The organism is Carnobacterium sp. (genome assembly GCF_040274945.1).
Taxonomy (GTDB): domain Bacteria; phylum Bacillota; class Bacilli; order Lactobacillales; family Carnobacteriaceae; genus Carnobacterium_B.
In genome coordinates this window covers 21,112-45,554 of sequence record NZ_JBEMAR010000008.1, presented here as the reverse complement: position 1 = coordinate 45,554, position 24,443 = coordinate 21,112, and the positions used below count along the sequence as shown (strand labels likewise).

The 24,443-nt window shown below is 34.2% G+C and carries 17 protein-coding genes and 2 pseudogenes; 8 read left to right on the top strand and 11 right to left on the bottom strand.

The features are described from left to right. Window positions 1–72 precede the first annotated feature (72 nt). From ABS916_RS09365 to ABS916_RS09335, 7 genes are all read left to right on the top strand, one after another. Complete coding sequence (locus tag ABS916_RS09365; RefSeq protein WP_350451643.1) at window positions 73–2,625, top strand: glucosaminidase domain-containing protein; 2,553 nt, start codon at window positions 73–75, stop codon at window positions 2,623–2,625. Next, complete coding sequence (locus tag ABS916_RS09360) at window positions 2,618–2,839, top strand: hypothetical protein (protein ID WP_350451642.1); 222 nt, start codon at window positions 2,618–2,620, stop codon at window positions 2,837–2,839. The genes ABS916_RS09365 and ABS916_RS09360 overlap by 8 nt, the downstream gene beginning before the upstream one ends. 90 nt (window positions 2,840–2,929) lie before the next feature. Continuing rightward, window positions 2,930–4,045: a hypothetical protein gene (locus tag ABS916_RS09355; protein ID WP_350451641.1), complete on the top strand. Its 1,116-nt coding sequence runs from the start codon at window positions 2,930–2,932 to the stop codon at window positions 4,043–4,045. Window positions 4,046–4,060: 15 nt separating this feature from the next. After that, window positions 4,061–6,223: a hypothetical protein gene (locus ABS916_RS09350; protein ID WP_350451640.1), complete on the top strand. Its 2,163-nt coding sequence runs from the start codon at window positions 4,061–4,063 to the stop codon at window positions 6,221–6,223. 17 nt (window positions 6,224–6,240) lie between these two features. After that, complete coding sequence (locus ABS916_RS09345) at window positions 6,241–6,837, top strand: hypothetical protein (protein WP_350451639.1); 597 nt, start codon at window positions 6,241–6,243, stop codon at window positions 6,835–6,837. 6 nt (window positions 6,838–6,843) lie between these two features. Continuing rightward, window positions 6,844–8,679: a hypothetical protein gene (locus ABS916_RS09340; RefSeq protein WP_350451638.1), complete on the top strand. Its 1,836-nt coding sequence runs from the start codon at window positions 6,844–6,846 to the stop codon at window positions 8,677–8,679. 72 nt (window positions 8,680–8,751) lie between these two features. Then, window positions 8,752–11,526 (top strand): hypothetical protein, encoded by a 2,775-nt coding sequence (locus ABS916_RS09335; protein WP_350451637.1) that lies wholly within the window; start codon window positions 8,752–8,754, stop codon window positions 11,524–11,526. Between the two features lie 26 nt (window positions 11,527–11,552). Here the strand turns inward: ABS916_RS09335 and ABS916_RS09330 are convergent, their stop codons facing one another. From ABS916_RS09330 to ABS916_RS09300, 7 genes and pseudogenes are all read right to left on the bottom strand, one after another. Continuing rightward, complete coding sequence (locus ABS916_RS09330; protein WP_350451636.1) at window positions 11,553–12,047, bottom strand: crossover junction endodeoxyribonuclease RuvC; 495 nt, start codon at window positions 12,045–12,047, stop codon at window positions 11,553–11,555. A gap of 49 nt (window positions 12,048–12,096) precedes the next feature. After that, the gene (locus ABS916_RS09325) at window positions 12,097–12,300 is read right to left on the bottom strand and encodes a hypothetical protein (RefSeq protein WP_350451635.1); all 204 of its coding nucleotides are present in this window, start codon (window positions 12,298–12,300) and stop codon (window positions 12,097–12,099) included. Continuing rightward, a pseudogene (locus ABS916_RS09320) lies at window positions 12,278–12,613 on the bottom strand (dCTP deaminase/dUTPase family protein); the annotation flags it as partial. The gene ABS916_RS09325 and the pseudogene ABS916_RS09320, both read right to left, overlap by 23 nt. A 333-nt stretch (window positions 12,614–12,946) precedes the next feature. Continuing rightward, window positions 12,947–13,072, bottom strand: a pseudogene (locus ABS916_RS09315) (dCTP deaminase/dUTPase family protein); the annotation flags it as partial. Between the two features lie 43 nt (window positions 13,073–13,115). Beyond that, window positions 13,116–13,538, bottom strand: coding sequence for a hypothetical protein (locus ABS916_RS09310; RefSeq protein WP_350451634.1), 423 nt, complete (start codon window positions 13,536–13,538; stop codon window positions 13,116–13,118). Next, window positions 13,538–13,954, bottom strand: a complete 417-nt coding sequence (locus ABS916_RS09305; protein ID WP_350451633.1) for a nucleotide modification associated domain-containing protein — start codon at window positions 13,952–13,954, stop codon at window positions 13,538–13,540. Before ABS916_RS09305 ends, ABS916_RS09310 begins: the two co-directional genes overlap by 1 nt. An 85-nt stretch (window positions 13,955–14,039) precedes the next feature. Further along, complete coding sequence (locus ABS916_RS09300) at window positions 14,040–17,888, bottom strand: helix-hairpin-helix domain-containing protein (protein WP_350451632.1); 3,849 nt, start codon at window positions 17,886–17,888, stop codon at window positions 14,040–14,042. 99 nt (window positions 17,889–17,987) lie between these two features. On the opposite strand from ABS916_RS09300, the gene ABS916_RS09295 reads away from it, so the two are divergent. After that, window positions 17,988–18,434 carry a hypothetical protein gene (locus ABS916_RS09295; RefSeq protein ID WP_350451631.1) on the top strand — a complete coding sequence of 149 codons (447 nt, stop codon included), beginning with the start codon at window positions 17,988–17,990 and terminating at the stop codon, window positions 18,432–18,434. A gap of 34 nt (window positions 18,435–18,468) precedes the next feature. Here ABS916_RS09295 and ABS916_RS09290 read toward each other — a convergent pair whose 3' ends face one another. The 4 genes from ABS916_RS09290 to ABS916_RS09275 form a co-directional block, all read right to left on the bottom strand. Continuing rightward, window positions 18,469–19,641 carry an ATP-dependent DNA helicase gene (locus ABS916_RS09290; RefSeq protein ID WP_350451630.1) on the bottom strand — a complete coding sequence of 391 codons (1,173 nt, stop codon included), beginning with the start codon at window positions 19,639–19,641 and terminating at the stop codon, window positions 18,469–18,471. Between the two features lie 211 nt (window positions 19,642–19,852). Next, on the bottom strand, window positions 19,853–21,589 hold the full coding sequence (locus tag ABS916_RS09285; RefSeq protein ID WP_350451629.1) for a DHH family phosphoesterase: 1,737 nt from the start codon (window positions 21,587–21,589) through the stop codon (window positions 19,853–19,855). After that, window positions 21,576–22,751, bottom strand: coding sequence for a hypothetical protein (locus ABS916_RS09280; RefSeq protein WP_350451628.1), 1,176 nt, complete (start codon window positions 22,749–22,751; stop codon window positions 21,576–21,578). Before ABS916_RS09280 ends, ABS916_RS09285 begins: the two co-directional genes overlap by 14 nt. An 87-nt stretch (window positions 22,752–22,838) precedes the next feature. Further along, window positions 22,839–24,443, bottom strand: a complete 1,605-nt coding sequence (locus ABS916_RS09275; RefSeq protein ID WP_350451627.1) for a DnaB-like helicase C-terminal domain-containing protein — start codon at window positions 24,441–24,443, stop codon at window positions 22,839–22,841.

Below are 24,443 nucleotides of genomic sequence, written 5' to 3'. Positions count from 1 at the left end.
TTAAATCAAGGCACTGTCATTAGGCAGTGCTTTTTTTTATCTTAAAGAGAATTGAGGAATGGAGGCAAAATAATGACACCAGCTAATTTTTTCGGTAAATTAAAAGCAGGAGCATATTATAACTGGCGTACATATAGAGTTCTTCCTTCGGTCTGTGCGGCTCAAGCTGCAATAGAATCGGGTTGGGGAGAATCTGGCTTAACTAAATCAGCAAATAACCTTTTTGGTATGAAAGGTTCCTATAATGGAGCTTCAGTAACAATGAGAACTGCTGAATATACTGCCGGAGGTTCGCTGTATTATATTAATGCTGCTTTCAGAAAATATCCAAACTGGAATGCAAGTGTAGTTGACTATGCTAATAACTTACGTAAAAGTGGTTATTATCCAGCATCAGCATTTGCAACGCAAAGTTATAGAACACAAATTACGCTAATCGGTAGAGTATATGCAACAAGTCCATCATATGCTGCTGATGTAATTAAAATGATTGAAACATATGGACTAGATAAATGGGATAAAGATGCTATCGCAGGAGGTACAGGTGGTACTTTCGACCCTTCTGAACTAGGAGGTTCTGGCGGTGGTAGTGGTTCAGGTGATGGACAATACAAGACATTCCAAGAAGATTATATAAAAGAAAATAGTACAACACGACCTAAACTAAAATTAAGTAGTATTAAAGGTATTGTTATTCATGAAATTCAAACAAATGCAACAGCAGCCGCATTTAGGAATACCTTAAACTCAGGTTATCAAGGTAAAAAAATGGGCTTCCATGTTATTGTAGATAAATCTTCTGCTATCGCAACTGTTCCTTTAAACGAAGGAGTATACCATGCAGATAGAACAGGACAGAGATTAGTCACAGGACTTGGCAATCCTAACAATGCCACTATCTCTATTGGGGTTATTAATACAAATGTAAATGAAATACCTACAAGTACGCTACAAAATCTTACACTAGTAGCTGCAGAGATAGCTAGAATTTATAATCTTCCAACCAAGAATATATGGCCTGCTTACCTAGTTGATGGAGTTATTGAACCACAAGCTTGGTACTATAATGCTATCGCATATTCTTCTTTCTTAGCTGTAACAGAAGCTGTTAAAGTTGGAGGGGAAGATGCGATTACGAATCCTGATTATGGAGATGGATCTTCAAGTGGGGGAGGTAGTTCATCTGGTTTGATCCCAGGAGGAGAAGGTGTAATTAAAGATGTAATTAAAGAAGCCGTTTCTTGGGAAGGTAAGTTAAAATATAGTATGGAACGAAGATATGAGATCTATCCTGGTGGTTATGCTGACTGCTCATCATTTACTCAATATGTAGTTCGTAAGGTAACTAAACGAGACATTGGTGCAAACACTTGGGCACAGGTTGCTTCTGGTAAATCAGTTTCTATCTCACAAATGAGAGCAGGAGACCTGGTATTCTGGGAGAAAACATATAACGCTCCACCACCAACCCACGTGGGGTTAGTAATTAGTGGCCAAGGCCCAACTGCAAAAGTAGTCCACTGTGGTACATCTGCAGGGGTAGCTATTATTACAGCAAACCAAATTCCAGGCTTATATGCAGCAAGACGTATTTTTAGTGATGCAGATTACAATGCCTCACAAAATAACAATAATGCTTCAAAACCAACGGTAAGTACAAAAGGTACTTATGCCTTAGCCATAACTGGCGCAACAAATGCTTATAGCCAAGATATTGGTGGATATTCAGTAAAACGTCTCCCAACAGGAGAAGTATATCGTGTGGCAGAAGTTGGTACTAACTCACTTAAAATTGTTGGTAAAGTAGGCGTTGCAATGCAAAATGCAAAAAGTGTTTCTGCACAAGCGATCTCTGATGCAACGCCATTTTCTGTAACGGCTGCTCAATCAAGTCTTGTGGCTGATTTAGCAGATGATGGAGTAGAAATGTGGGTACCAATGCACTCAACAAGTATCCAAATTGCTGAATTACCTACCGTTGATGCTTCTATTGGAACTGCAAGAATTAAAATTCCTGTTAAGGTTTTAGACGGACCTTCTGCTATGTCTAAACAGATATATGAAGGTGGTAAGAATAAAACTTATGCGATTGATCAAGTAGTTCCTATTTATGCGATTGAAAACCGATTTGGCTTAGTATCTCCTACTAAGGATGAATGGATAACATTAGCTTCGGCTTATGCAGAAGTTTCTGTCGAATTAGAAACGCTTGTTACGACCGAAGTTGACTTTAGTAAAGGTCAAACAATCGAGACGCAAGTAATAGGTCGTGCTATCGTAAGTGATGAACCATTCCAAGCAGAAGGGGTAATAATGAAGAGTGGGGCTGCGGCCTTCGCCCATCCTGATTTACTGCCTATTGGGTCACTTATTAAGATAGAGATTCCTACCAATCCTGATCTTAATCGAGAAGTAGTAGTAGTATCTAATAATTTAGAAACAACGAATGGAAACAATATCGAGATTTATTTTGATAATGAATTAGATAAATATAACTTTGGTACAAGGAATGCCTTAGTTTCTCTTGTAAGACAAGTAGAAATCCCCGATGAATTAGATAAGTTCTTTAACGGGGATGAATTAAGTCCTGGTGCCGATGTAGGAGGAGGAATTATTTTTGAATAATAATGAATCTTTTCTTTTCGTACTACGGGACTCTCAAGGAACTAATTGGGGAGTTTGGGTTTATCACGAAGGTAATATTAAACAATTATACACTAGAGAGGTCGATATAGAAGGAGTTCAAACTGCTACTATTAAAACCTTCGATGGGATGTATAAAATCAAAGTTGGTACGAACGGACAGTTAATTACCTATCCTTTAGATGATTTAGGCTAGGACAAAAAAGAACAATATGGGGGTGTAGCTTAATAATTGCTGGACTCCCATTTTCAATGTTTTTAGAGTTGAACAAAGGAGGAAAAGGAAATGGAAGGTTATAAAAAAACCGCTTTTATTAATCATAAGGGAGAAACATTATTCCCATGGACTACAGCTTCTATGGTCAGTGAAGAATCTGATCGTCGTTTTGTAGATAATATCGAAAAAGAAACTTTAAATAAAATCGCAACTGGAGGTACAGCCTTAGACGAAATTCTTGCTGAACATCCTGCTTTGATGGCTTTAGCTTCAGAAGAGATTGCTATTTTAAATTTATTAGACAGTGTGCCAGGAGATTTAAGTGAATGGAATGACATTCTACAAGAATTAGCAGTAATGATGCCTCATACAACAGAATTGTTAGCATTAATTGGTGCTCGTCCAACAGTTAAATCAGAAACAACTGGCTTTAATTACTCAATCGGTGTAGATGATTCTGATTTAGAAGCACCACGATTAACTTTAGTTAGAACTGAACCAGAAAATAATCAACCTAATGATTATAGTGAAGGTGTTACATGGCTTGTTCCTATGAACGCCCCAGATGTTAAGATCGAAGTTCCTGTTAAGAAAATTGTATTCGATAACAGTCGTAAAACAATTCTAACATTTGCAGAAGCAACAGCAAAAGAAGGTGTACCAAATTCTGTATTAAATAACATTATTAACGGTGCGCAACAAGAAGGAGTAAAAGCTACTGGAGAAAACATTGCTCAAACTTATACTCAATTTGATGTTGCTGATTATCTAACTCTTTTATTTGAAAACTCAGGTAAAGAAGAATTAGAGAAAACAATTTCTCGATTCAATATTGAGATTTTATCACAACCACTAGGAACTACTACATTAGCAAAAACACAAACTTATTTAGATGGTAACGTAGTACAACCTACACGTGAGTCAGCTAAGAAAAATGATTATACAACAAACAGTTTTTCTCACCTAACTTGGCAAACAAGTATTGACACTGATTTTGTAAATCAATTCTTAAATAAAAATGGTAAGGCAGCTATAGCCGTATATGGCGGACCTGCATCAGAAATTAGTATTTCGAGACCTACATTAACGGTTTATGTAGAAAATCCTTATAAAGGAAAAACTCTAAGAGCTAAAGCTTCTTCTGCGGGAGAATTTAGCATTTTAGATTGGGAATTAGTAGAGTAAAAGGAGGAAATATAAATGGCATCTATCTATTATTCAATACTATATCCTCCTAAGCTGCCTATTGATATACCTGCCTTTGAACTTGGCAAAGCATCCGATACTTGGACTTTATATTTAGAACCAAGTGTCGGTAATAAGCCAAGCGACTTCAAAGGTGGTTTTATTAGAATCAGAAATTCTGAAACAGAAAAAAATTCGTTATTTCCTGGTACTGGGGGATATTTAGATGGATTCTTACCATTTAGAAATCCTTTTGCAGAATATAACGATTTAAAAGATCCTAGTAAAAGTATCTTGCAGCCCGCTGGATATAACAGCACACTACCAATTTTACAAGTAGATGAACAAGGACAATTCTTTATTAAGATTCGTCATGAAGTATTTACTTTATCGGGTGCTCCAAAAGACACGAAATATAAAGTACAAGTTATGTTCACAAATGATTGGCTATCTTCTACTGGCGACTATGGTAAAGGTCATATGCAAGCCTACAATGAAGACACCAAGAAATATGAAAACATTGATACGGCTAATTACTTTGGCGGGAACCTAGTCCAAAAAGGTCTATCTGAATGGTCTACTATAACAAGAGTGGCACCTGTTTCCAAAGCAAATTATGAATTACAATTTGATGGAAACAATATTTTTTCTCCTATATATGAATTTGTTGGTTCAAGTATAGAAGAGAATATAAGAAATAATAATACGCCCAATTACTTAAAAGCATATAGAATTAATATTTATAGAGCTTATGGAATTGAAAAAGAACTCTTTGTTGACACTAGCGGATGGGTCATTGGACAAGAGGCTAGTAACCTAGAAATTCGATGGCAAAACGTTGTTGAATTAGAAAACAATCAGAAATATATCGTTGAATTAGATATTCAAACTATTTGGAATCTAAGAAAAACGTTTACCTATCACGTTGAGACCAGCTTTGAAGGCAGTCTATTCAAAGGAGATATTAAGATTATTAACGATCATGATAATGCTCGTGCGAAGGTAGTCTTAAAAGCAGAAACTCCATTAACTTGGGGGCCTAGAGCTAACTTTGATATAGATCCAGTTAACTTCGACTTCGCTCAAATTAATGGTAAAGCAACTGTGGAACAAGGAATTGACTTATATAGTAAAGAGGGAAATATTTCAGGAGAAATGATTCTAACTGGAATTAAACCTATTGCAGACCTAGAAGAACATCCTAATGAATACTTCTTTAGATTAACTGGGCCCAGCTTAACTATTCACAATCCTATTCAAGAAGAGTATTCGATGTATGCTCATTCTATGCCTCTTGGGCCAGAAAAGGAAGAGGAAAATATTCCATATCTTGAAGATATTGTAATTAACCCAGTTATTGAATCACCAACTGGCGAAACTTACCAAACTTATTTGGATTCGATGATTCCAGTACAAGGTGTAGGTTCTCAACCAGCTATAATGGGTAGTGTGGCAACTACACCAACTAATATTCCAAGTTCTCATACATTCTTTTATTTAGAAGATGAACGAGGAATCATGTGGAAAACTACCATTACAATTAACGGTGAATTTACAACTGAAATCTCTCATGAAAAAGATCCATCAGAGTATCTTCGTCCTATTTATTTTTATGACAGCTACAGAAAAATCTTAGCAAAACCAACAGTAACAACTTATGGGGTCGTACAATTAAAAGAAGAGGATTGTATATATAACTATGAAATTGGGAAATATATCAAACCAATGTATTTAAATGAGTTTAGATTAGTTAAAAAAGTTTATGGTTTAGAATTGGGAAGAAAAACTTTAATTCTAACACAAACTTACAAAGCATACTTTACAGACTTCAATCGAAAACTAGGAGATTGGGAAAAGATAACAGAAGATGGACAGTATTATATTTACTTTACTTGTGAGCATGGACAGCTAAGATTAATTGTTCGTCAATTAAATGCTGCCGAAACAAGTAGAAATCTGGACAGATTTACATCTACCTACCTAGAAGGAAGTGTATCTAGTATGTCAACTGGTACGAATATGTACATTGTTACAGAAGGACTAGCACCAGACTTCTTGCCAGTCGCAGACGTAAATGGAGATAAGATTCCTTACGTTATTACAGCAGATGAACGTGGTGTATTAGTTGCAGAAGAAGCTTATATTGCAGCAGCATCTTCTCGTTCTGGCAAAATATAGAGTAAAGGAGAAAAACTATGGCTTATCAAGAAATTAAAATTTCGGTTCCTCGTCGTCTGGAGGTTGATCCTCCAGCTTCGCTTGGACCTTCTAAATTCCCTACTAATGTAGACCAGCTTAAATTAATTGAGTATTCTAGTGTCCCTGCTGGTGGACAACTTGAATCTGATTTGAGACAATACTATACTTTATTAGCAAGTGTTGCTTCAAACAATGCCTCTCACCAAGATTTAACTACTCTTAAAGACCTTATGGTTCGTATTAGAGATTATGTCTTGACAGAAGATGACTATAATCTAATGGCAGATTCAATTAGAACAACACAAGAATACTTACGCAACTCAATGGAAGCGGCAGATGGAAACTATGAGTTAATCTCAGCTGTTGCTCAACAATTAGCAGACCAATTAAATGAATGGAGTTTATGGCTTCAATCTGAAATTGCAACATTAGGAGCAGAGCAAGGACTAGGAGCGCCAGTTATATTTGGCGAAGTAAACCCAGGTCCTTCGGCAATGGGATACTTATGGGTTAATGAAGGAATCCCAGATGATTTCATCGCACCTGTAATGTCATTCGATGGAGAGCTTGCTACTCTACAAGGAAGGGAGTAATGCTGTATGGCTATTCCAATTCCAGGAATTAGAGCAGATTACTCTGAAAAAGAATTACAGTTATATCTTCCTGTTTTAACAACATCACCAGCTATTCCTCAAGCGGGGAATAGCTACCTTTCTAATATTGAATTACAAAATGTATCTGCAAAAAGCATCTATTTAGAAAGAGGACAAATGGAAGCCGATCCAGGTTGGGATGGACAGAAGTATGACTGGACTTCAGGAGTGACTGAGATTCAAACAGATTTTATTAATGCAGGAGATTACAATAACGGGAATTTTAACATTCTTCAAAACACTGCATTAACAACTATGCAAACAACTAACTGGGTAACAGTTTTTGAAAAAGAAACAGATTCACCTTCTGCTTGGGTTTATGCAGTAACTGCCCCAACAGACGTAACAAAGATTTGGGTTGATACAACTAAACCAGATTTCGAACCTTTGTATTGGAGCGCAACTGGGTGGACTAGTTTATACGACGCACGAGCTAAAGAAATGCCTAAATCTTCTGTTCAGATTATTGAACAAAAGACAGGAAATTCTTTCCAAATCATTAAGGGTGAGACAAGTGGAAGAGTTGGAGTATCTCAATTTGCTAAACTGAAACTTCCTATTATGTCAAACACATATATCAATGCTGCTTTTGATATGGAAGAAACAACTACATCTGGTGGAATGTATATCAGAGTAGAGTTCTTTGATGAAAACAAAAAGTTTTTAATGACTAAAGACTCGCCACGATTCTTCAATAAAACAAATACTAAAAAGAGATTTAATTTCTCTTTCTTATATAGAAATGAATCATTTATAGACGCAGCTTATATTCGAGTTTCATATTTAACAGTTGGAGATAGAACTGTTGCAGCTGCAGCCAATCGTATGAAAGCTGAGTTCGGCATGAACGACACTGGATGGAACTTAAATGAAGAAGAAGTAACTTTAGATTTAAACGCAGGACAAATTGAAATGCCAATGCTTGATGGTTTAATTGATAAATCACAAGTAATTTCTGAAATTGCTGTACTTCGTTCTGTACTAGGAGAAGGATTACTTAAATGGCAAGAAGTTACCAGAATTAAGGCTTCAACAATGCAAGAAGCTGTGCTTTATGACTACTTCGTAGAGAACGGGAACTATTATAGATATGCATTGCAACCTATATTAGCAAATGGTGTAAAAGGTGCCATTACTACTTTCTATGATGTTGTAACAACTTTTGAAGGCTTCTGGCTATTGGGAGAAGAGGATAAACAATTCTCATTTATCTACGATGGTAAAATTGGTACAATGGATAGAGTTAAACCTAGAGATTATATCGAAACTATCGCAGGTCAGTTTCCTTATTCAGTAAGATCTTCAGAGTTAGATTATTATAAATTCCAGTTTAGTGGTAAATTAACATATCATCAAGATGTGCATAATTTATTAACAGCTCAAAATTATACGACCGCTATATCTCCTGACCCTACTATTCCTATCGGTAAGGTAGAATTGAAATATGGGGATGAAATGAAACTCAACATGAAGAACGACCTTGAAGAAATGCAAGATGGAATGGTTATGCAAAGAGCATGGCGTAACAAAATTCTTGATTGGCTATCAGATGGCAAACTTAAAATCCTTAAATCAGAAGCCCAAGGAAACTTGTTGGTTGAGATTAGTGATATTAAAGTTACGCCAGTTGAATCTTTATATGGTTTAGTAGCAGACTTTGAGTGTCAAATGACTCAAATGGGTTATGTAACAGAAGAAACCTTGCAACGTTATCTTTTACGTAAGGGTGAACTTACAAAAGAAGACCTATTACGTGAAGCAATGTCAGCAAGTCCATTGTAATGAATCAAAAGCCGGAAGTTTTCCTTCTGGCTTTTTTATATTCTAAAGAAACCGAGAAGAAGGAGCGATAAAATGAATACAGATGAATTAGAAATTTTAGATAAAGAATATCCTACGAGTTTTTTAGAAACTCTTTTTGAACATAACCAACGTATTGTACACGTAAAAATTCAAGCATTAGATTGGCAAGAAAGAGTTTTACGAGAAATACAAGGTATTGTTAGAAATGGTACTTATGGTGCCGATGGAAGTAGTAATGTTAGACGTAATTTAAGTTTAACTTTTTCAACAAGAGATAGAGAGAATGTTAAAATTATATCCTATTTAACCCCAGGTGTAAAAATAAATCTTTTCATAGGACTAGAAAACTTGACGACCATGTATCGTGAAGATAAAATTATTTGGTTTCCTATGGGGATATTTGTGCTAACAGAACCTACATTATCTCATACAACTGAGTCAACTCAATTAACTATTTCTGCACAAGATAAAATGAGCATGTTAAATGGAACGCTCGGTGGTAAATTAACTACACCAATTTCATTTACTCAACGTGTTAATGGTACTACTGTATCAATGCCTTGGAGAGAAATCTTTTTAAACACTGCTATTTTGTTTGGTAATGAAGATCCAGCTAAAGTAGTAGTAGATTCAGTACCAGATTACATTCAAGAATATACTCAAGTAAAATCTGTTGGTGGTTTGAAAGATACATTTATTCATGTTAATGCACCAGCTCAAGTTGATGGTGAAAGAATTATTACTAGAGCTTGGAGTCCAACAATTCCAGAAACAGAAATTAAATTTTCTAAAAATGAGCGTTTATATAAACTAAGACGCTTTGGACCTCTTGATCCTATTGCATCTAACTCAAGTAATATTGAACCTTATATGAAAGATGTTGGTGAAACAGTTACATCGGTATTTGATGATATAGTTGAAGCTTTGAGTAACACCCATGAATATTTCTATACTCGTAAAGGTGATTTAATTTTCCAACCAATTCCTAATTATATTAACCAAACATTTGATCCAGATGAAGATGAAGGTTTAGGATACTTTTCTTATGAATTAAATATGGAAGACTTTATTCCTAACTATTTAGGACTTCCATTTACTTATGATTTTTCAAATAAAAAAACAATCACTAGATATGACAACAATCCTACTTATACAAATATCAAAAATGACTTTGTTGTAACAAGTAGTACTGGACAAATCTTAGAGATTGCTATTGATGATAGGCCTGAAATTAGAGAAATTAAAGAATGGTTTATTGGTGTAGCAAAAGATTTTAATGCTGCTTCACCACAAATGAGCTTTATTCAAAAAGATGGAGTACAAAGAGAACCATACAATCCTCTAACAAATACAGTTCCATTTGAATTTAGAGAAGCTGTAAAAGGAAAAAGCCCTGTATATGTAGATGTTCCACTAGATAAAATTCCTTGGCAAGTAGCTTTAGGTTTGAAAAACTACTATATTAGAAATATCTATGGTGGAGCAAGCCCTTGGATTCTACCTAGATGGGGTCAAGAATGTGAGAGTATGATTTTTAAATACACTGCAAGTGCCGATAAAACTTCATATAATCCTAACACAGGAATTTTTAATCCAGCTAACATTTACATCGGTGAACCATGGTTAGCAGGTTATCCAATTTCTCAATCGGCAAGCACAGAAACCGAAACTGAGCAATTAGATTATTCGAACCCAATTTTCACTGCTGTTGGGGATCCAGCATTCTGGTCGTATTACTTAGATTTAATTGATACTAAAACTGCATTAGGAAAATATTCTATTGCATTAATTGGTAAACGTCAAGAAACGGCTCATTCTGAAATGGCAACAACATTATTTAGAACTAACCCAACAGAGATGGTAGTTGTAACAGAAACTGAGTTGGCTGAATTGGGTGGAGACAGTATCTTAGACGACCTTAAAGCACAAAGTCAAGCTTACGCTGTAATTAAAGATATTAACGACCAACTATTCTTACCAGAAGCTCTAACAGGAGAAGATAAAGGTAGAGTACCTTATGTTAATATTACTGGCGATCCAGCTAAATTACAAGAATTAAAATATGCTTATCAATTTACTGGTGGAGGTTTTTCTGTAAATGTTGGGGGTAAATTTGAAGGAAGTTTCTTAACTAATGAAGATGGAGTAGGAAATGAAAAAGATGCAAATATTTTCATCACAAACTATACTTATAAACATCCCATTACAAAAGTAACTTATACTCAAACTACTACAAGTCAAATTCAAGCACCTTGGTACTATCAAAATGAAGACTCCAACAAAGATGATTTTACAGAATATGCTTTTCTTGCTTTCATCTTAAATAAAAACTCAAGATGTCCAGGAAGTGGAAGTTCGAATCACTTTGCTTTGATTAAACATAACGATAAAGGTCAATGGTTTTATGGACAAGGAAACAAATGGACTCAATTTACTTTTAATGCCAATACAGATGTTATCGTAGCTGTAGCAGAACAAACTGTATATAAAGGTGAATATACATTTGGTTCTCATAGAATTGATGTCTTTAATGACTTATTCAATATTCGTGATTCAAAACTAGGTGATATGTTCACAGTAGATGGCGCAGTAGATTGCTTCTCAACAATTAGAAACTTAATTTACCAAAGAACAAACACTGCTGATGTTATTACTTTATCTGTCTTACCTGTGTACTCTTTAGAACCTAATACATTAATTTATGTAGAAGATGAAGAAACAGAAATCATGGGTATGTATATGATAACTGGTTATACTATAAATCTAAATACTCAAGGAACTCCTTTAATGAATATCACTGCTGTTAAAGCCAATCCGAGAATATAAAAAAGAGCCGCAAAGGCTCTTTTTGTTTATCCCCAATTTATTTCTTTATGAGAAGCATATCGTCCTAAAAGAATGGCATCGGCCTCATCTTGAGTTACTTTAATTCCATGAAGTTCTTCTACCTTCTTTTGGGCGTTACGTTTCTGTTCTGCACGAGCACGTCCAGTTACTTTATTAAAAGATTTCCAAGAGGAAGCATAATAAATATCTGGAATTTGTTGGTAATTATCTAGCACTGCTACAATAACGGCACCTTGTAATTGTGCTAATTGTTTAAAGGTTAGTGTGTTTCCATTCTTACCTTGTTGAAGTTGAATATCTTCAATAATAACTTTTAATTTTTCTTCAGGATATTTATCTTTATATGTTTTAATCACTTTTAATATGTTCTGAACAGTTTTACTTATTCTTTGATTTATTTCCCCTTCATGTTTAAATTTTCCATAATCAATTAAATCATGGTCTTTATAAACAGAATATCCAGAAACAACGGTTGCTTGGTCAAACGCAATATAGAGCATAGAACAACCCTCCTTTTACAGAAGTGTAAAATAGAGGGCTGTAATTATATTATGACGACCTAAGCACTAACACAGGCTTGCCATCTACTTTTCTTATCTCCAGCGAAGTTACTGGAAATAATTCTAAAGTAGGAATATCAAATTGTCCTCTTTGTTCACCCATCTTTTCAATATAAAGAGGAACATTATCTTTTAGGAAAGATAGGTTTTGCAAATCTTCAGTGCTTATATTAGATACTGTCGGTTGATCCATGTCCCCCAACTCTCTTTCCTCCAGCAACATCATTGTCTGCCAATAAGAATGGCTGGAACATTCCTTGGAAGATGCGGTCTCCCTTTTTGATCCATACTGTTTTGGCACCAAAATTAATGAATTGACCCATAATATGTCCATCGTTATCTTCATTTCCATAGTAATCAGCATCAATCACGCCAATTCCATTAGATAAAATAAGATTTTGTTTTAATGGATTGCTAGAGCGATTAGCTAAGACTAAGACTTCTTCTTCACCCATATAGGCTTTTACCCCAGTAGGAACTAAAACAGGTTTAAATGTTTTGTTAGCTAAATCTTTAACTTTCGCAAGAGCCTCTGGTCCTAGGATAGTTCCTACAACTCGATCGGACTCTTCTTCTGTTTTAGAATGTTCAAGTGCGAGACTGCTAATATCTAATGATTGAAGAAAATTTGGATCCTCTAAAGCTTGAACAGGATCGATATCTAATGCTTTAAATAAATCAAACAATTTAGATTGTAATGATAAAACTGTGATTGGATCAATAGCATCTAAATCAACATCTCCATTTTTTACTTGGTCTTCTGTTAGTTCAAATCCAAATAATTCTCCTGTCATAATTTTAAAGATCCCATCTCTGTAAATTTTATGCAAATCTGCAAGAGAAGGAATTACAACATCTTCTGCTGCTTCAAAGTCGTAGCCTGCTGCATTAGCAGTGCCACGCTTTGGTAAGTTAATCCCTTTATCTTCAAATCCTTTAGCTACTTCAAATCCTCGTTTTGTCATATTAATGTTTCTCTCCTTTATCTCTTCTCATTTATTTTTAAAATTAAATTTCTTCTACTTGCCAGCCTGCGCTATAAAACTTGAAGTAGATCCCATCGATATAAAGGCCTAAGCCATCTTTTTCTTCATCGATATCTTTAATATCAATCATCTTATGTTCTACTAATTCATTAGTAGCGACCAATACTGAATCTTCAGAACAAGTAACAAATGTACTTTCTTCTAAGAAATCTAATATATGGTCAGTAACTTTTTTAGCATCAGCTGTTTCAGTTTTTACAAATACCTGGGTATAATTAATTTTACGTGAATTAAGAATAAAATACTTAGAGTTTTTAGCATTCTTAACATAGTCTAAAATCTTTTCGGCAATAATTTCTTTATCTAATACAGGAGCAGAAGCTAATGCTCGCTCGATAATTTCACCTTTTTTAATTTTCCCTGATTCATCGATAATATTTTCCATTACTTATTCTCCTTTTGTTTCTGCAACCACATAATTGTTAATACTGCATAGTTAGCCATATCAAGCAATGTATCTTCAATAGATTCATCATCTACTTCTTGCTTACTAGAGGTAACTAATTGAGTTAAACGTTTATGTTTTTCTTTAAGACGTCCTACTGCATAAGATGCGCCAAGATCATCTAATACTTCTTCAAAAGCATTGCCATAATCTGAGTTTTTCTTAGAGAAAGTATCTGCCATTTCATCTAAGATTTTTTTATGACGATATTCATCTTCTGTCATCATTTTTCCATCAGATACGTTTAAGTCTAATGCGCCTATCTTTATTTTTTCAGGTTCAAATTTATCTGGTCTGTTAGGTAAGCCCCATCCGTGCATATTGTCACCTATAATACTATTTCTATCATCTGCCATGTTTTCGAACATCCTTCCTTAACTTTATAATTAATTATAACATTTTAAACGAGAAAAATCAAGAGAAGAAATAAATCTTCTCTTTTTATGCTCGTTCTGATTGAAGCTTAAATTCTCCTTCTGAATCCTCAACTATCAATGCAATATTTGGATATAAAGAATTAGAATAAGCTTTTGGAATAAATTGATCATCCCTACGATACCCATGTAAGAATAATTTATTCCCTCGTTGGAACCAAGATTTTTCTGTTACTTTCTTACTTCCATCTGCTTGACGTTCTGAAATTTGTCTATCCCAATGAGAAAACTCACCTTTATACATTTTCACTAATACTACGTCTCCTTCTGGAGTTAATAAATCAATACTTCCTTTAACTTTATTTTTCCCAATAACTGTCCCAATAATTGAGAAAGTTTTATTTCTGAACCAACGTCCAGATGCTTCTTTGATTGGACTTGGACTTAATTCTCTAAAGCTAGAAATATTATATTTTTCGTAGTCAATGTGAGCCAATTCATGTTCTGTATAATAGAAACTCATTGCTTCCATTTCCCAAGTTGGAATAGAACCTTTTCCAAACTCAAAGAATTTCTGAACCATTTCATAAACTCTTAATGATTCAAATAAATCTTTCTTGTTTTGTTTCAACCATTCTCTAATTGGATCTAAAGCTTTATCATATGTTTTAGCCCATAATTTCGCATCCATGATGTAGTCTGCACCACGACTAAAGTCTTTATATTCATAAAGATTCTCTTTTCCAATCGAATCTAAGAATGCTATTCCTCGTTGATCAAGAAGAATATCTTTAGTTTCAGTCTTACGAAGTTCAGCTTTTACATAACGATTAAACTCATAAATTCTATAAGAATCACCAAACTCAGTTGGATCCATTAAACCAGCTTCGACTAACAATGGAACCTGTGTAACTGTTAAGTTTTTACGTTTTGGTGTGATAAGTTTTGCATACTTTAACAAAGTTATTCTTCTATCTTCATTATCAATTTTTCTAAAAGCTCCTGCTTTGATTAACGTTACTGCTTGAACTTTATTAGGTTCAGCTCTCTTAACAAAATCTTCCAATGAAGTAAAAGGACGGTTTTCAATTATCTTTTGAATGAAATCATAACCAATACCAGTTAATGAACGGAAACCATAAGAAATAAAGTTACCATCAACATTTGGTGTAAAACTTGCTTCTGATTCATTAATATCAATAAGTTCAACCTTAATTCCATGTTTAATTGTATTCCCAAGAGCGACAGCAATTTTAGAGTAATCTGTATTGGACCCCTCTTCATCACCTGAGTTGACAACTAAACAACCACAATTCCAATAAATAGATGGATAATGATTAAATAAGTTCAACTCTTGGAGAGCTATCAAAGTATAACCAATCGTGTGTAAGATACTGAATGAATAACCCATTTGCACACTTACTGCTGTGTCCCAAATATATTGAATCGTATTATGAGAACATACAGCTTGATCAAATACTTTCTGTCTTAATTCTGGAATCTTATCCATTAATTTCTTACCAATGATTTTACGAGCGCCATTTGCTTCTGTTTCTGTAAACCCACAAATCTCTGGGTCCATCAACAATATCATCAGTTCCTCTTGGGTATTTGGAACTCCTGATGAAGGAAGATAATGTTTCTCTAATAATGGAATTTCCTCTTCTGGAATATTATATTTAGCTAACTCTTCATACCATAACTGGATATTCTTTTTAAACCTTGTATATTTATCAAGTGGCATTTCTCCACTCTCTGTTGCCATAAGACGCATTAACGAGTTCAAAGCTGCTGCTTCACGAACTTCCTCTGGTTTCGCATTTCTCATAGCTTGTTTACCAACTGGTGTATCTAACTGGAATACATCTAAAACTTTATTATCCCAAGTAGGTTCCCACAATTTTCTGTCATAATCAAGTACGTCTGGGTGAATGTTATCGAAATAAGTCTGTTTCAAACTACCTTTCCATTCCATCCGACCATCTTTAATTAATAAGTCCATTGTTTTACGAATTTTATCTAATGCTTCGATTGACAACATATCCATTTTTAAAGCACCCATATCATCACTATCATGATAATCCCATTGAGTAACTTCTAAATCTTTTGCTGTTTTCATCATTGCATTAATATCTGTATAAGGATGATTGAAAATATAAACTCCACTTGCATGAGAACCACGACTTTTTACAATACCCTCAATCGCCAAAGCTGTTTCTAAATAGTTTTCATACTGAGTTATTTCTGCAACAAACTCTCTAACAGGTCTACGTCCTTTTTCTGGATTACCATAAACAACATCATGAAGTCCCCAGTCAAAACCACGTTCATTTGGAATCAAACCACTTAAATAGTTTGAAATATCATCTGAAATCTCTAAACCACGAGCTGCAGTTGCTAAAGCTGATTTTGCCCCCTCTGTTCCAAAAGTTGCAATATTTAAAACTCTATCGTGACCGAAAAAGTTTTTCAAAGCCGCCAATATCTGTTCTCTCTTGGAGCCTTGAGAATCAATATCACAGTCAGGTAATTCAGGTCTACTTTCAGCTAAATGTCGCCAACTCATATCTCCAACGTAAGGTATTGGATCAACCTGTGTAATATCTAATAACCAGTTTGAAACAAATCCCATCGCTGAACCACGAGATACTCCAACTAATGAATCTCCTTCATCCCAAATCAATTCTACAATTTTTTGAGCTGAATTATAATAAGATGTCATTGGTTGTTTTAAACGTTCTGAGATTTTAATTAAAGTTCCTGCTTCAATATTTAATTGATTGAAATATTCATCATTATTTTTCTCACGATTAACTAATTCATTCAAACAAGAACGAACCCAATATCTATCTTGATCTTCATCTGAATTTTCAAGTAACGATAAGTTTTCATATTTTTCCCAGTCAAAGTTAGAATACTCTGGCTTTAAATCTGGAACCTTTACTGCTACAAATGGAATCTCTTGTCCCCTAAACAAAGTATAATGAGAAAGACTTTTTCTCATTTTTTCTAAGTTATCCAACATTTCGTTATATTCTTCTTCTGAAAAATCTAACATAAAATATTCTTTAACTTGTTGAGGAGACATCATATAAGCTGTATAATAAAAATCATCTACTTCACGTTCAGCTTGTTTACTATTCAAATAAGCTTTATGAATCTCTCTATCATCTTCTGTAAGATAATGACTATCTGTACTGAATACAACCGGTACATTCATCGCCTTACCAAGTGTCCAAACTCTTCTATTTACATATCTTTGTTCTTCTGAAGTATTAGGTGCAATTTCTAAATAAAAATCGTCTTCACCAAACACTTCTTGATTCCATTGAACAAAGTCTACAATACGTTGTTTTTCTGCATCAATTTCTGCTCTAGCTAATTCTTCTCCAAATGGTACATCTTCTGAAGCTTTAATATTTAAAAATGCTTGAGCTTCAACACTACCTAAACAAGCTGTCGAAGAAATTAAATGACCTTTACCATTTTCTCTTTCCATAATTTCTTTAACTTGATCTCTTGTAATAGGAGTTCTTTGTAAACCTCTATCCCAATAAGAATTTTCCCAAGCTTGAGAAGATAAGATTCTCAATAGTTTGTGACCAATTTCATCTTTTGCAATTAACAAATGATGATAATATTTTTGTCCCATTTCTAAATTCTCGACTAAATAAATTTCATCACCAAAACCGACAGTGAATGATTCGTGATCAATTTCACCATCTTTCTCTAATTTATCTCGATAGTGCATCAGTTGTGCATGTCCAGACAATCCCTCATGGTCTGTTAAAACATAACCTGACAAACCTAAATCTCTTGCGTAGTCTACTGATTTTTTAATGTCGTTGATTGAATCAGCAAATCCTAGTAACGCATTACTAAAACTTGAATGATTATGAATACTGAAATACGCCAATTTATCAACTCCTAATATTATTTATACTTAATTATAACACAAAACATCATAAAAGTCAACTCTTGTTTTTCATATAGCTAGAAAGGAGATGATGCTTAAATGGCAACAAAAGCAGAATTAATAGATTTATTTAAACAAGGTGAACAATTAAAAGGGGAAAACTTTAAAAAATTAATAGAATTTATTCCCAATGATTTACCTCAAGCGCAAAAAGATTTTCTTTATTCTTTTGTAGACGCTATGCCAGAAGAAAATGGTGTAGGTGATTTAACCTCAATCTTGATTTTCCCAGAAAAGGTTCAGGCATTAGACCAATTTGCTACCGCTCTTTCTCCAGAAGATCAAAGACAAGCTTTCTTTCAATTTGTTCAATCTATGAACCAAAAGACCGTAGAGAATATTGATGGTTTGAATACTTTAATGGGCGAACAAATTGACCCATTAACAATGACAACTATGACTATGTTTAATATGGTAATGGACACTAGAACTAAACTTGGTGAAATCGAACAAAGACTTCAAGCTTTAGAAACTCCAGCTGAATAACAAAGAAAAAAGGAAGAATTTCTCTTCCTTTTTTTTATTTCCATAATGGACTATCTTTATCATAAATTAATACACACTTATCCTTAAAACGAGTTACCATGGTATAAATCAAACGATGGTGGTTTGTTCCACGCATACGTTCCTCAATGCCTAGTCCTTTAGAATATTCACTACCTTGTGATTTATGAGTTGTAATTGCAAAACCAAAATCTGCTGAATTAATTTTATCTGCTGCCTTAGCATTTTGATCAAAGATATAGCTAGTTTCTCCTGTTAAGAATGGCAGAGCATCAAACTTAACATTTCTAAACTCTGCTGTATTAAAATCTGGCATAAAACTCATATATCCATACACAGATGCCTGATTAATAATATTCCCACGAGGATCCCGAATAGGCTCAGAAACTCTTGTAACATTGCCAATCAATCCATTGATAATAGGGTTCCCATCTGTATTAACAAACTCCCAATTATTTCTAGTTAAAATGATCTTATCTCCTACTACTGGCATGTTGCCTGTGTGACCCAATTCTTCTCGAACTGTTCTATTCAGTTCATGACGAGTTGCATTTTTACCACATAAAATTTGGTCGGCCCATAATAACATCCCTGTATTTAGCTCTTCTCTTGGAAACATCTGAACATTCTCATCTGAGAAAGGCTCAATAGGTTCACGATTACGAATAGCATGTGCTAAACGAATAATGCTATTTCCTTCAGCTTGTCGAACGATTTCATCTAAGAAAATATGAGGAGAAGCAAGCATTCCATTATCCGTACCGATTGGAGGCAACTGTTCTGGATCACCAATATTAATAACATGTAAACCAGTATTAGCTATAACTCTTAACATTGAATCTGGAACCATTGAAACTTCATCAATGATAATAAGTTTAAATGCACTGAATAAACTTTTTTCTAAAGGTATATGGATAAAATCATCACTACCTGGAATTTTTACACTTTTGTAAAATAATTTATGAAGTGTTTTAGCTTGAGGGAAACCATTTTCTTGTAAACGTAAAGCAGCTTTACCAGTATATGCTCCTACAAGATATTCGCCTTCTTTAATTCCTAACGCATCTAACAACATATGAGATAAGTATGTCTTACCTGAACCAGCTAAACCAGCAATCGTTGTATAACGTTCCTTTAAATTATATCTTTGTCGTGCAATTTTTAGTCCTTCTTCTTGTTTTTTAGTCAAAGACAAACTATCACATTCTTTCTTTATTATTATAATTAATTATAACATTTTATAAAACAAAAATCAAATAAAAGGAAGAGCCTTTAACTCTTCCTTAATAGGGGGGGGGTGGTTTTAGGATTTTGCTTTTTGAAAAATTTTGAATCCAGAAACCATTTCATTTTTTTGCTAAACTCATGGTTTTCCGAGAAATAGGGATCGCAAGCGGGAATTAGAAATAATATTGTTGAGTTTCTTTAATATCAAAGTCTTCAACCATAACTTGCAAATTGCTTTCCCCTTTGAAAGTATTCATGGTAACTTTACCAATTACATCAATCGTTGTTCGTTGATTTTGTTTTAAAGCTACTGCTTTATCCATAGGAACCCCAAAAGAGACGAATTGAAGTGGGCCTGACTTGAATCGAACTAATTGGCTGTCGAAGCTGCCACTTGTTTCAATATCTCCTTTAAATACTGGCACATCTTTTAATAGAAAGACTGGCTCTTCTAGCCCTCTCGCCCAGAATGTAGCATAGCGAGTAATTTCAAGCATGTTATCGATCGATAGCTCAGAGTAATTAATAATGAAATCTAATTTGTAGACTGGTTCAAATACTTCCCCTGCTAATTCAGTATTGAAATAGTCAACTAATTCTTGTTGTGTTCCAGCAGGAATACCAAAACCATGAGCTGCTTCGTGTCCTTCTGCATAGATTACTTTACCACTCTCATTCAAGAAAGTTTTTAAGTTAGGAAGAGTTGATTTATCATCGCCACGAGCGGAACCTGAGAAAACAAGCTGTCCATCAAAAGTATGTTCTCTTCCGATTAGAACAGGCTTTTTATATTTCTGCAAGAATTTATTGGCAATCAAACCATTAAATTCAGAAGGAAACTCGCCTTTTGTATCTAACAGAATCAACTGGTTTTGCTCTAAGTTATTTTCGGCAATCTGAGTAGCTAATTTATCCATAGCTTTATCAACTTCTCGTCCTTGACGAGATTTAATATTTCCTAGAATACGAATTGCTTGTTCTTGGATAATCTCTGTTTCGCCTTCTTTAGCTCCACGTTTTTTAGATGGAACCTCTTTGTGTACTTTGGTACACATTGCTTTTGCAAGCATTTGTTTTTCTTCAATAGTTCCAACACGTACTGTTGCGTTCAGTAATGGAACTACATAAAATGCGATACCAATAGGAGTTACTTGGTCTCCAAGGTTGTAAGATTTCACTTTATACATACTCTTCATAAAAGCTGTATGAACATCTTTCATTCCTTTTTGAACCATATACATTGCTTCTGGTGTATTGATTTCAATCATATCACCAATCATACCTACTGCAACTAAATCATAATACTTGTCAGCAAATTCAAAACCATAAGCTTTGTCATATGCTTTCGCAAATTTTTGACAAACACCAACTCCAGATAAGTTTTTATTTGGATAATCATCCAAAGAAATATTTACCATAGTTGCATGTTCAGAATATTTATCAGCATCATGATGATCTAGTACAACTACTTCTATCCCAAGGTCTTTAATCTCTTTATGGACATCTTCTTCATTAGAAGAACAGTCAGGAGCAATTACTAGACAAAATTCGTCCCCTTTGGCAATAAGTTCCTTTAATACGTTAACTTGAATGCCGTGGGCCTTACCTGGTTGAATAAAAACTCTTAAACGTTTATGTAGTTCAGGGTAACAATCCGTTAAATACATAAACATTAAAGCAGTCGAAGTTAAACCATCGGCATCTGGGTCTTGTTGTATTGCAATTAGTCTATCATCATTCTCAATATAGTGATGAATTAACTCAACAGCTTCTTTCATGTTCTTCATTAAAAATGGATCATGCAGAGCTGACTCATTTAACTTCATAACGGAGTCTGGGTTGACTCCTCGATTCTTAAAGATATTATAAATATCATCACTATTATTTCCTATTAAATCATAACGTAACAAATATGTCGTCCTCCTCTTCAAGTTCAGGTTGTGCCCACTCTCCTGGTGGCACTACATCTTCTTGAAATTCTTCTTCGATTTCTTCAATCGTTCTTTTCTTATGATACAAAGTATTAAAAACATCAAAACCATCATCTATTGGAGAGTCTTTATATCCACTAATCATTTCATCATCTAAGATAAAACTAAATTTAACACCCTGATTACTAAATCTATCATTAATCTTTCTATATAAATCTATTAGTTTATAAAAATCAGAGTCTTCTGTTTGTTTAAACTGTCTATCAAATGCAAAAATAATTTCTTCCACACCCATAGACTTTAACTGTTCAAACTGATGTCGAGAAAATTTCATTCCAAAAGAAGCTACTGAGATATTGTTCTGTGGTCCAAGGACATCATCCATTTTCATCACAGATTTTTCTCCCTCATATATAATTGCTTTTTTCTTTTTACGTATTTCTAAACCATTATGATTTAAACCAAATAAATAAAATGATAATGGAGAAGAAAACATTTCTCCCTTTCGAGTTAAAGGTCGATATTTCCCATACATCAACTGATCTTCGGCTGATAATATCCTCTGTCTAATTCCTAACAAGTTCCAAAATTCATCGAAGTGAGGAAAAGCAGCAGACATTAAACTAGGATTTAACTTAACTCCATACTTTCTTTGAGTTGCTTCAGAGATTTGTTCTTCAACCCAGTTATCTACGATTGCATTAGGTAACTCATTCAAAACATTCTTATCAAAATATAAAAATGTTGGTGGTACATATTCTTTGTTATCATCAATTTCTTCATCGAACTCTTGTTTGCCAGCAAATAAAAAACTACTTGAATGAACAAAAGTTTTAATTGAATCTTCTAACTCAAGTTCTTCACCAGTTTTAATTACGTGCATCTTATTAATTAATTCAAATATATCAAAGTTCGCTCCACAATCTGTGTAACAGTTAAATAACTTTGTATTATGATAATAATAAAGCTTATGTTTACCTTCGCCTGGATGATTATGACAAACTGTCTCAAACAAAAGTTTCTCTTCATCCAAAAACTGACCTTGCACACCCATCCCTGTTAAAAACTCATAGACAGAATCAATCGTCATACCATTCTTTAAGGCATCTTTATCCAATCTTAAATTGAAATTATCTGTCATACAACTACCGCCATTTCTTTTTTCTAATATTACTATAATTAATTATACCATATATAAAGAAAAAAGTCAAGAAATTAATTCTTGACTTTAAAATGCGCTGTTCTTGAATTTATTTGCGCCACTCTTTTTATCTCTATATTGAAGCTCTCTTTCAGCTTTTTTCTTAACATTAATTGTTGTTTTATCAATAGGAATAACTTCATTCATACTATCTGTTAAATATAAAGGTTCAACACGACAAGTACCTAAATCTGCATTACACCATAGTTTAGTTCCTGCATACTTACCACGACGAATCTTATAAAAGCTCATGATATAATTAGGTTTCTTATATCCATTAGCTACTAATTCTTCTATGATAGCTTCATCAATAGGACGAACTTTAGTAGCAATAATACCAACGTCAACCCTATCCGCAATAGCTTTCGCACCACGTAATAGATTCTGTGTTAATTCACCTTCCAGATAATCTCCATTTACCTGAGTACCTGACTCTATAAACACATGAAGATTAGTTGCTAAGTTTTTCAAGCTAGTTGATAGCATAAACAAAATTTGGTCTTCACGCAGTTTCATTCCATTTGCAATAGAAGAAATTTCTGCCAAGAATTTCATAGATGTATGAATATAATCAAAGAAGAAAAACTTACAATCATGCTCACGATAATATGAACGAATAGTTGTTTCAATATCTTGAATGGAAAAGTCTGGAATTAACTCAAAGTATAAAGGTGAGTTTTCCATAATCTCAATACCTTGAGCCACAACGGCTTTTTGGTCATCATTTAATTTACCATCTAAGATAAGATCTTCTTCAATCCCTGTTAAATAAGCTAAGGCTAATGTTTGTAATTCATCAATCTCTAACTCTGTCGAAATAAACAGGGCGCCTTCTTGAATACCATTCCCTTCCCACTTTTGGGTCTTCTGATTATACAGTTGATCAAAAGCCATGTGACAAGCATCCGCCATCATTAAACGAGATTTACCTCCACCAGTTGGAGCTGAACGCAGATAAAATTTTCCTAGTCTTGCTCCACGAGTTACAGTATTTAAAGTTGAAATTGGAAAAGGTGAACCAAAGTCTGGAGTTTCACTAAATGATTCAATTAAATTCCTTAAACCATCACCTGCTTGTGCGGCTACTCGTTCTGAACCATTTGCTGAACCTGCCATAATTTGACTAATTTTATCACTAACTGTATCAGCAATATCTTTTAAGCTTGTTTTCTCTAACCAGTTATTCTGTGCCTCAATCAACTTAGCATTCTCGGAATCCCAATCATAAAACTCTTTAACTGATACTCCATTACGTTCTAAGTTTCTTAATAAAGTTAATTTCTTAACCTTATCAAAGGAAGGCTTAAATAACGTGGGATCTCCAACTTCTCGCAGTTTACTAAAGTAAAAATCGCCTTGTCGTTGCTTACCTTCTGGCGTATCAATTTCTTTATTATAGAAACTATAAACAGATGGCTTACCTTGAATATAGGATTCAATAATTCCTTCACTAAATTTCGAATGCCCAATAGAGAAGAGATTGTACATAATAGAGAAAGCCACTTTTGTCATTGGGTCGGCGAAATCTCCTTCTCCTAATGCTTGGGCCTCTTGGGTTTCAAACAATGCCGGATAAGTATATAATGCCCCTAATAACATATTTGACGTAGTTCTATCATAATAACGCTCCAA

Excerpts from the sequence above, each read along its gene's own strand:
- ABS916_RS09365 (WP_350451643.1), top strand. The coding sequence starts at position 73 with ATGACACCAGCTAATTTTTTCGGTAAATTAAAAGCAGGAGCATATTAT.
- ABS916_RS09355 (WP_350451641.1), top strand. The coding sequence starts at position 2,930 with ATGGAAGGTTATAAAAAAACCGCTTTTATTAATCATAAGGGAGAAACA.
- ABS916_RS09350 (WP_350451640.1), top strand. The coding sequence starts at position 4,061 with ATGGCATCTATCTATTATTCAATACTATATCCTCCTAAGCTGCCTATT.
- ABS916_RS09345 (WP_350451639.1), top strand. The coding sequence starts at position 6,241 with ATGGCTTATCAAGAAATTAAAATTTCGGTTCCTCGTCGTCTGGAGGTT.
- ABS916_RS09340 (WP_350451638.1), top strand. The coding sequence starts at position 6,844 with ATGGCTATTCCAATTCCAGGAATTAGAGCAGATTACTCTGAAAAAGAA.
- ABS916_RS09335 (WP_350451637.1), top strand. The coding sequence starts at position 8,752 with ATGAATACAGATGAATTAGAAATTTTAGATAAAGAATATCCTACGAGT.
- ABS916_RS09330 (WP_350451636.1), bottom strand. The coding sequence starts at position 12,047 with ATGCTCTATATTGCGTTTGACCAAGCAACCGTTGTTTCTGGATATTCT.
- ABS916_RS09325 (WP_350451635.1), bottom strand. The coding sequence starts at position 12,300 with ATGGATCAACCGACAGTATCTAATATAAGCACTGAAGATTTGCAAAAC.
- ABS916_RS09310 (WP_350451634.1), bottom strand. The coding sequence starts at position 13,538 with ATGGAAAATATTATCGATGAATCAGGGAAAATTAAAAAAGGTGAAATT.
- ABS916_RS09305 (WP_350451633.1), bottom strand. The coding sequence starts at position 13,954 with ATGGCAGATGATAGAAATAGTATTATAGGTGACAATATGCACGGATGG.
- ABS916_RS09295 (WP_350451631.1), top strand. The coding sequence starts at position 17,988 with ATGGCAACAAAAGCAGAATTAATAGATTTATTTAAACAAGGTGAACAA.
- ABS916_RS09280 (WP_350451628.1), bottom strand. The coding sequence starts at position 22,751 with ATGACAGATAATTTCAATTTAAGATTGGATAAAGATGCCTTAAAGAAT.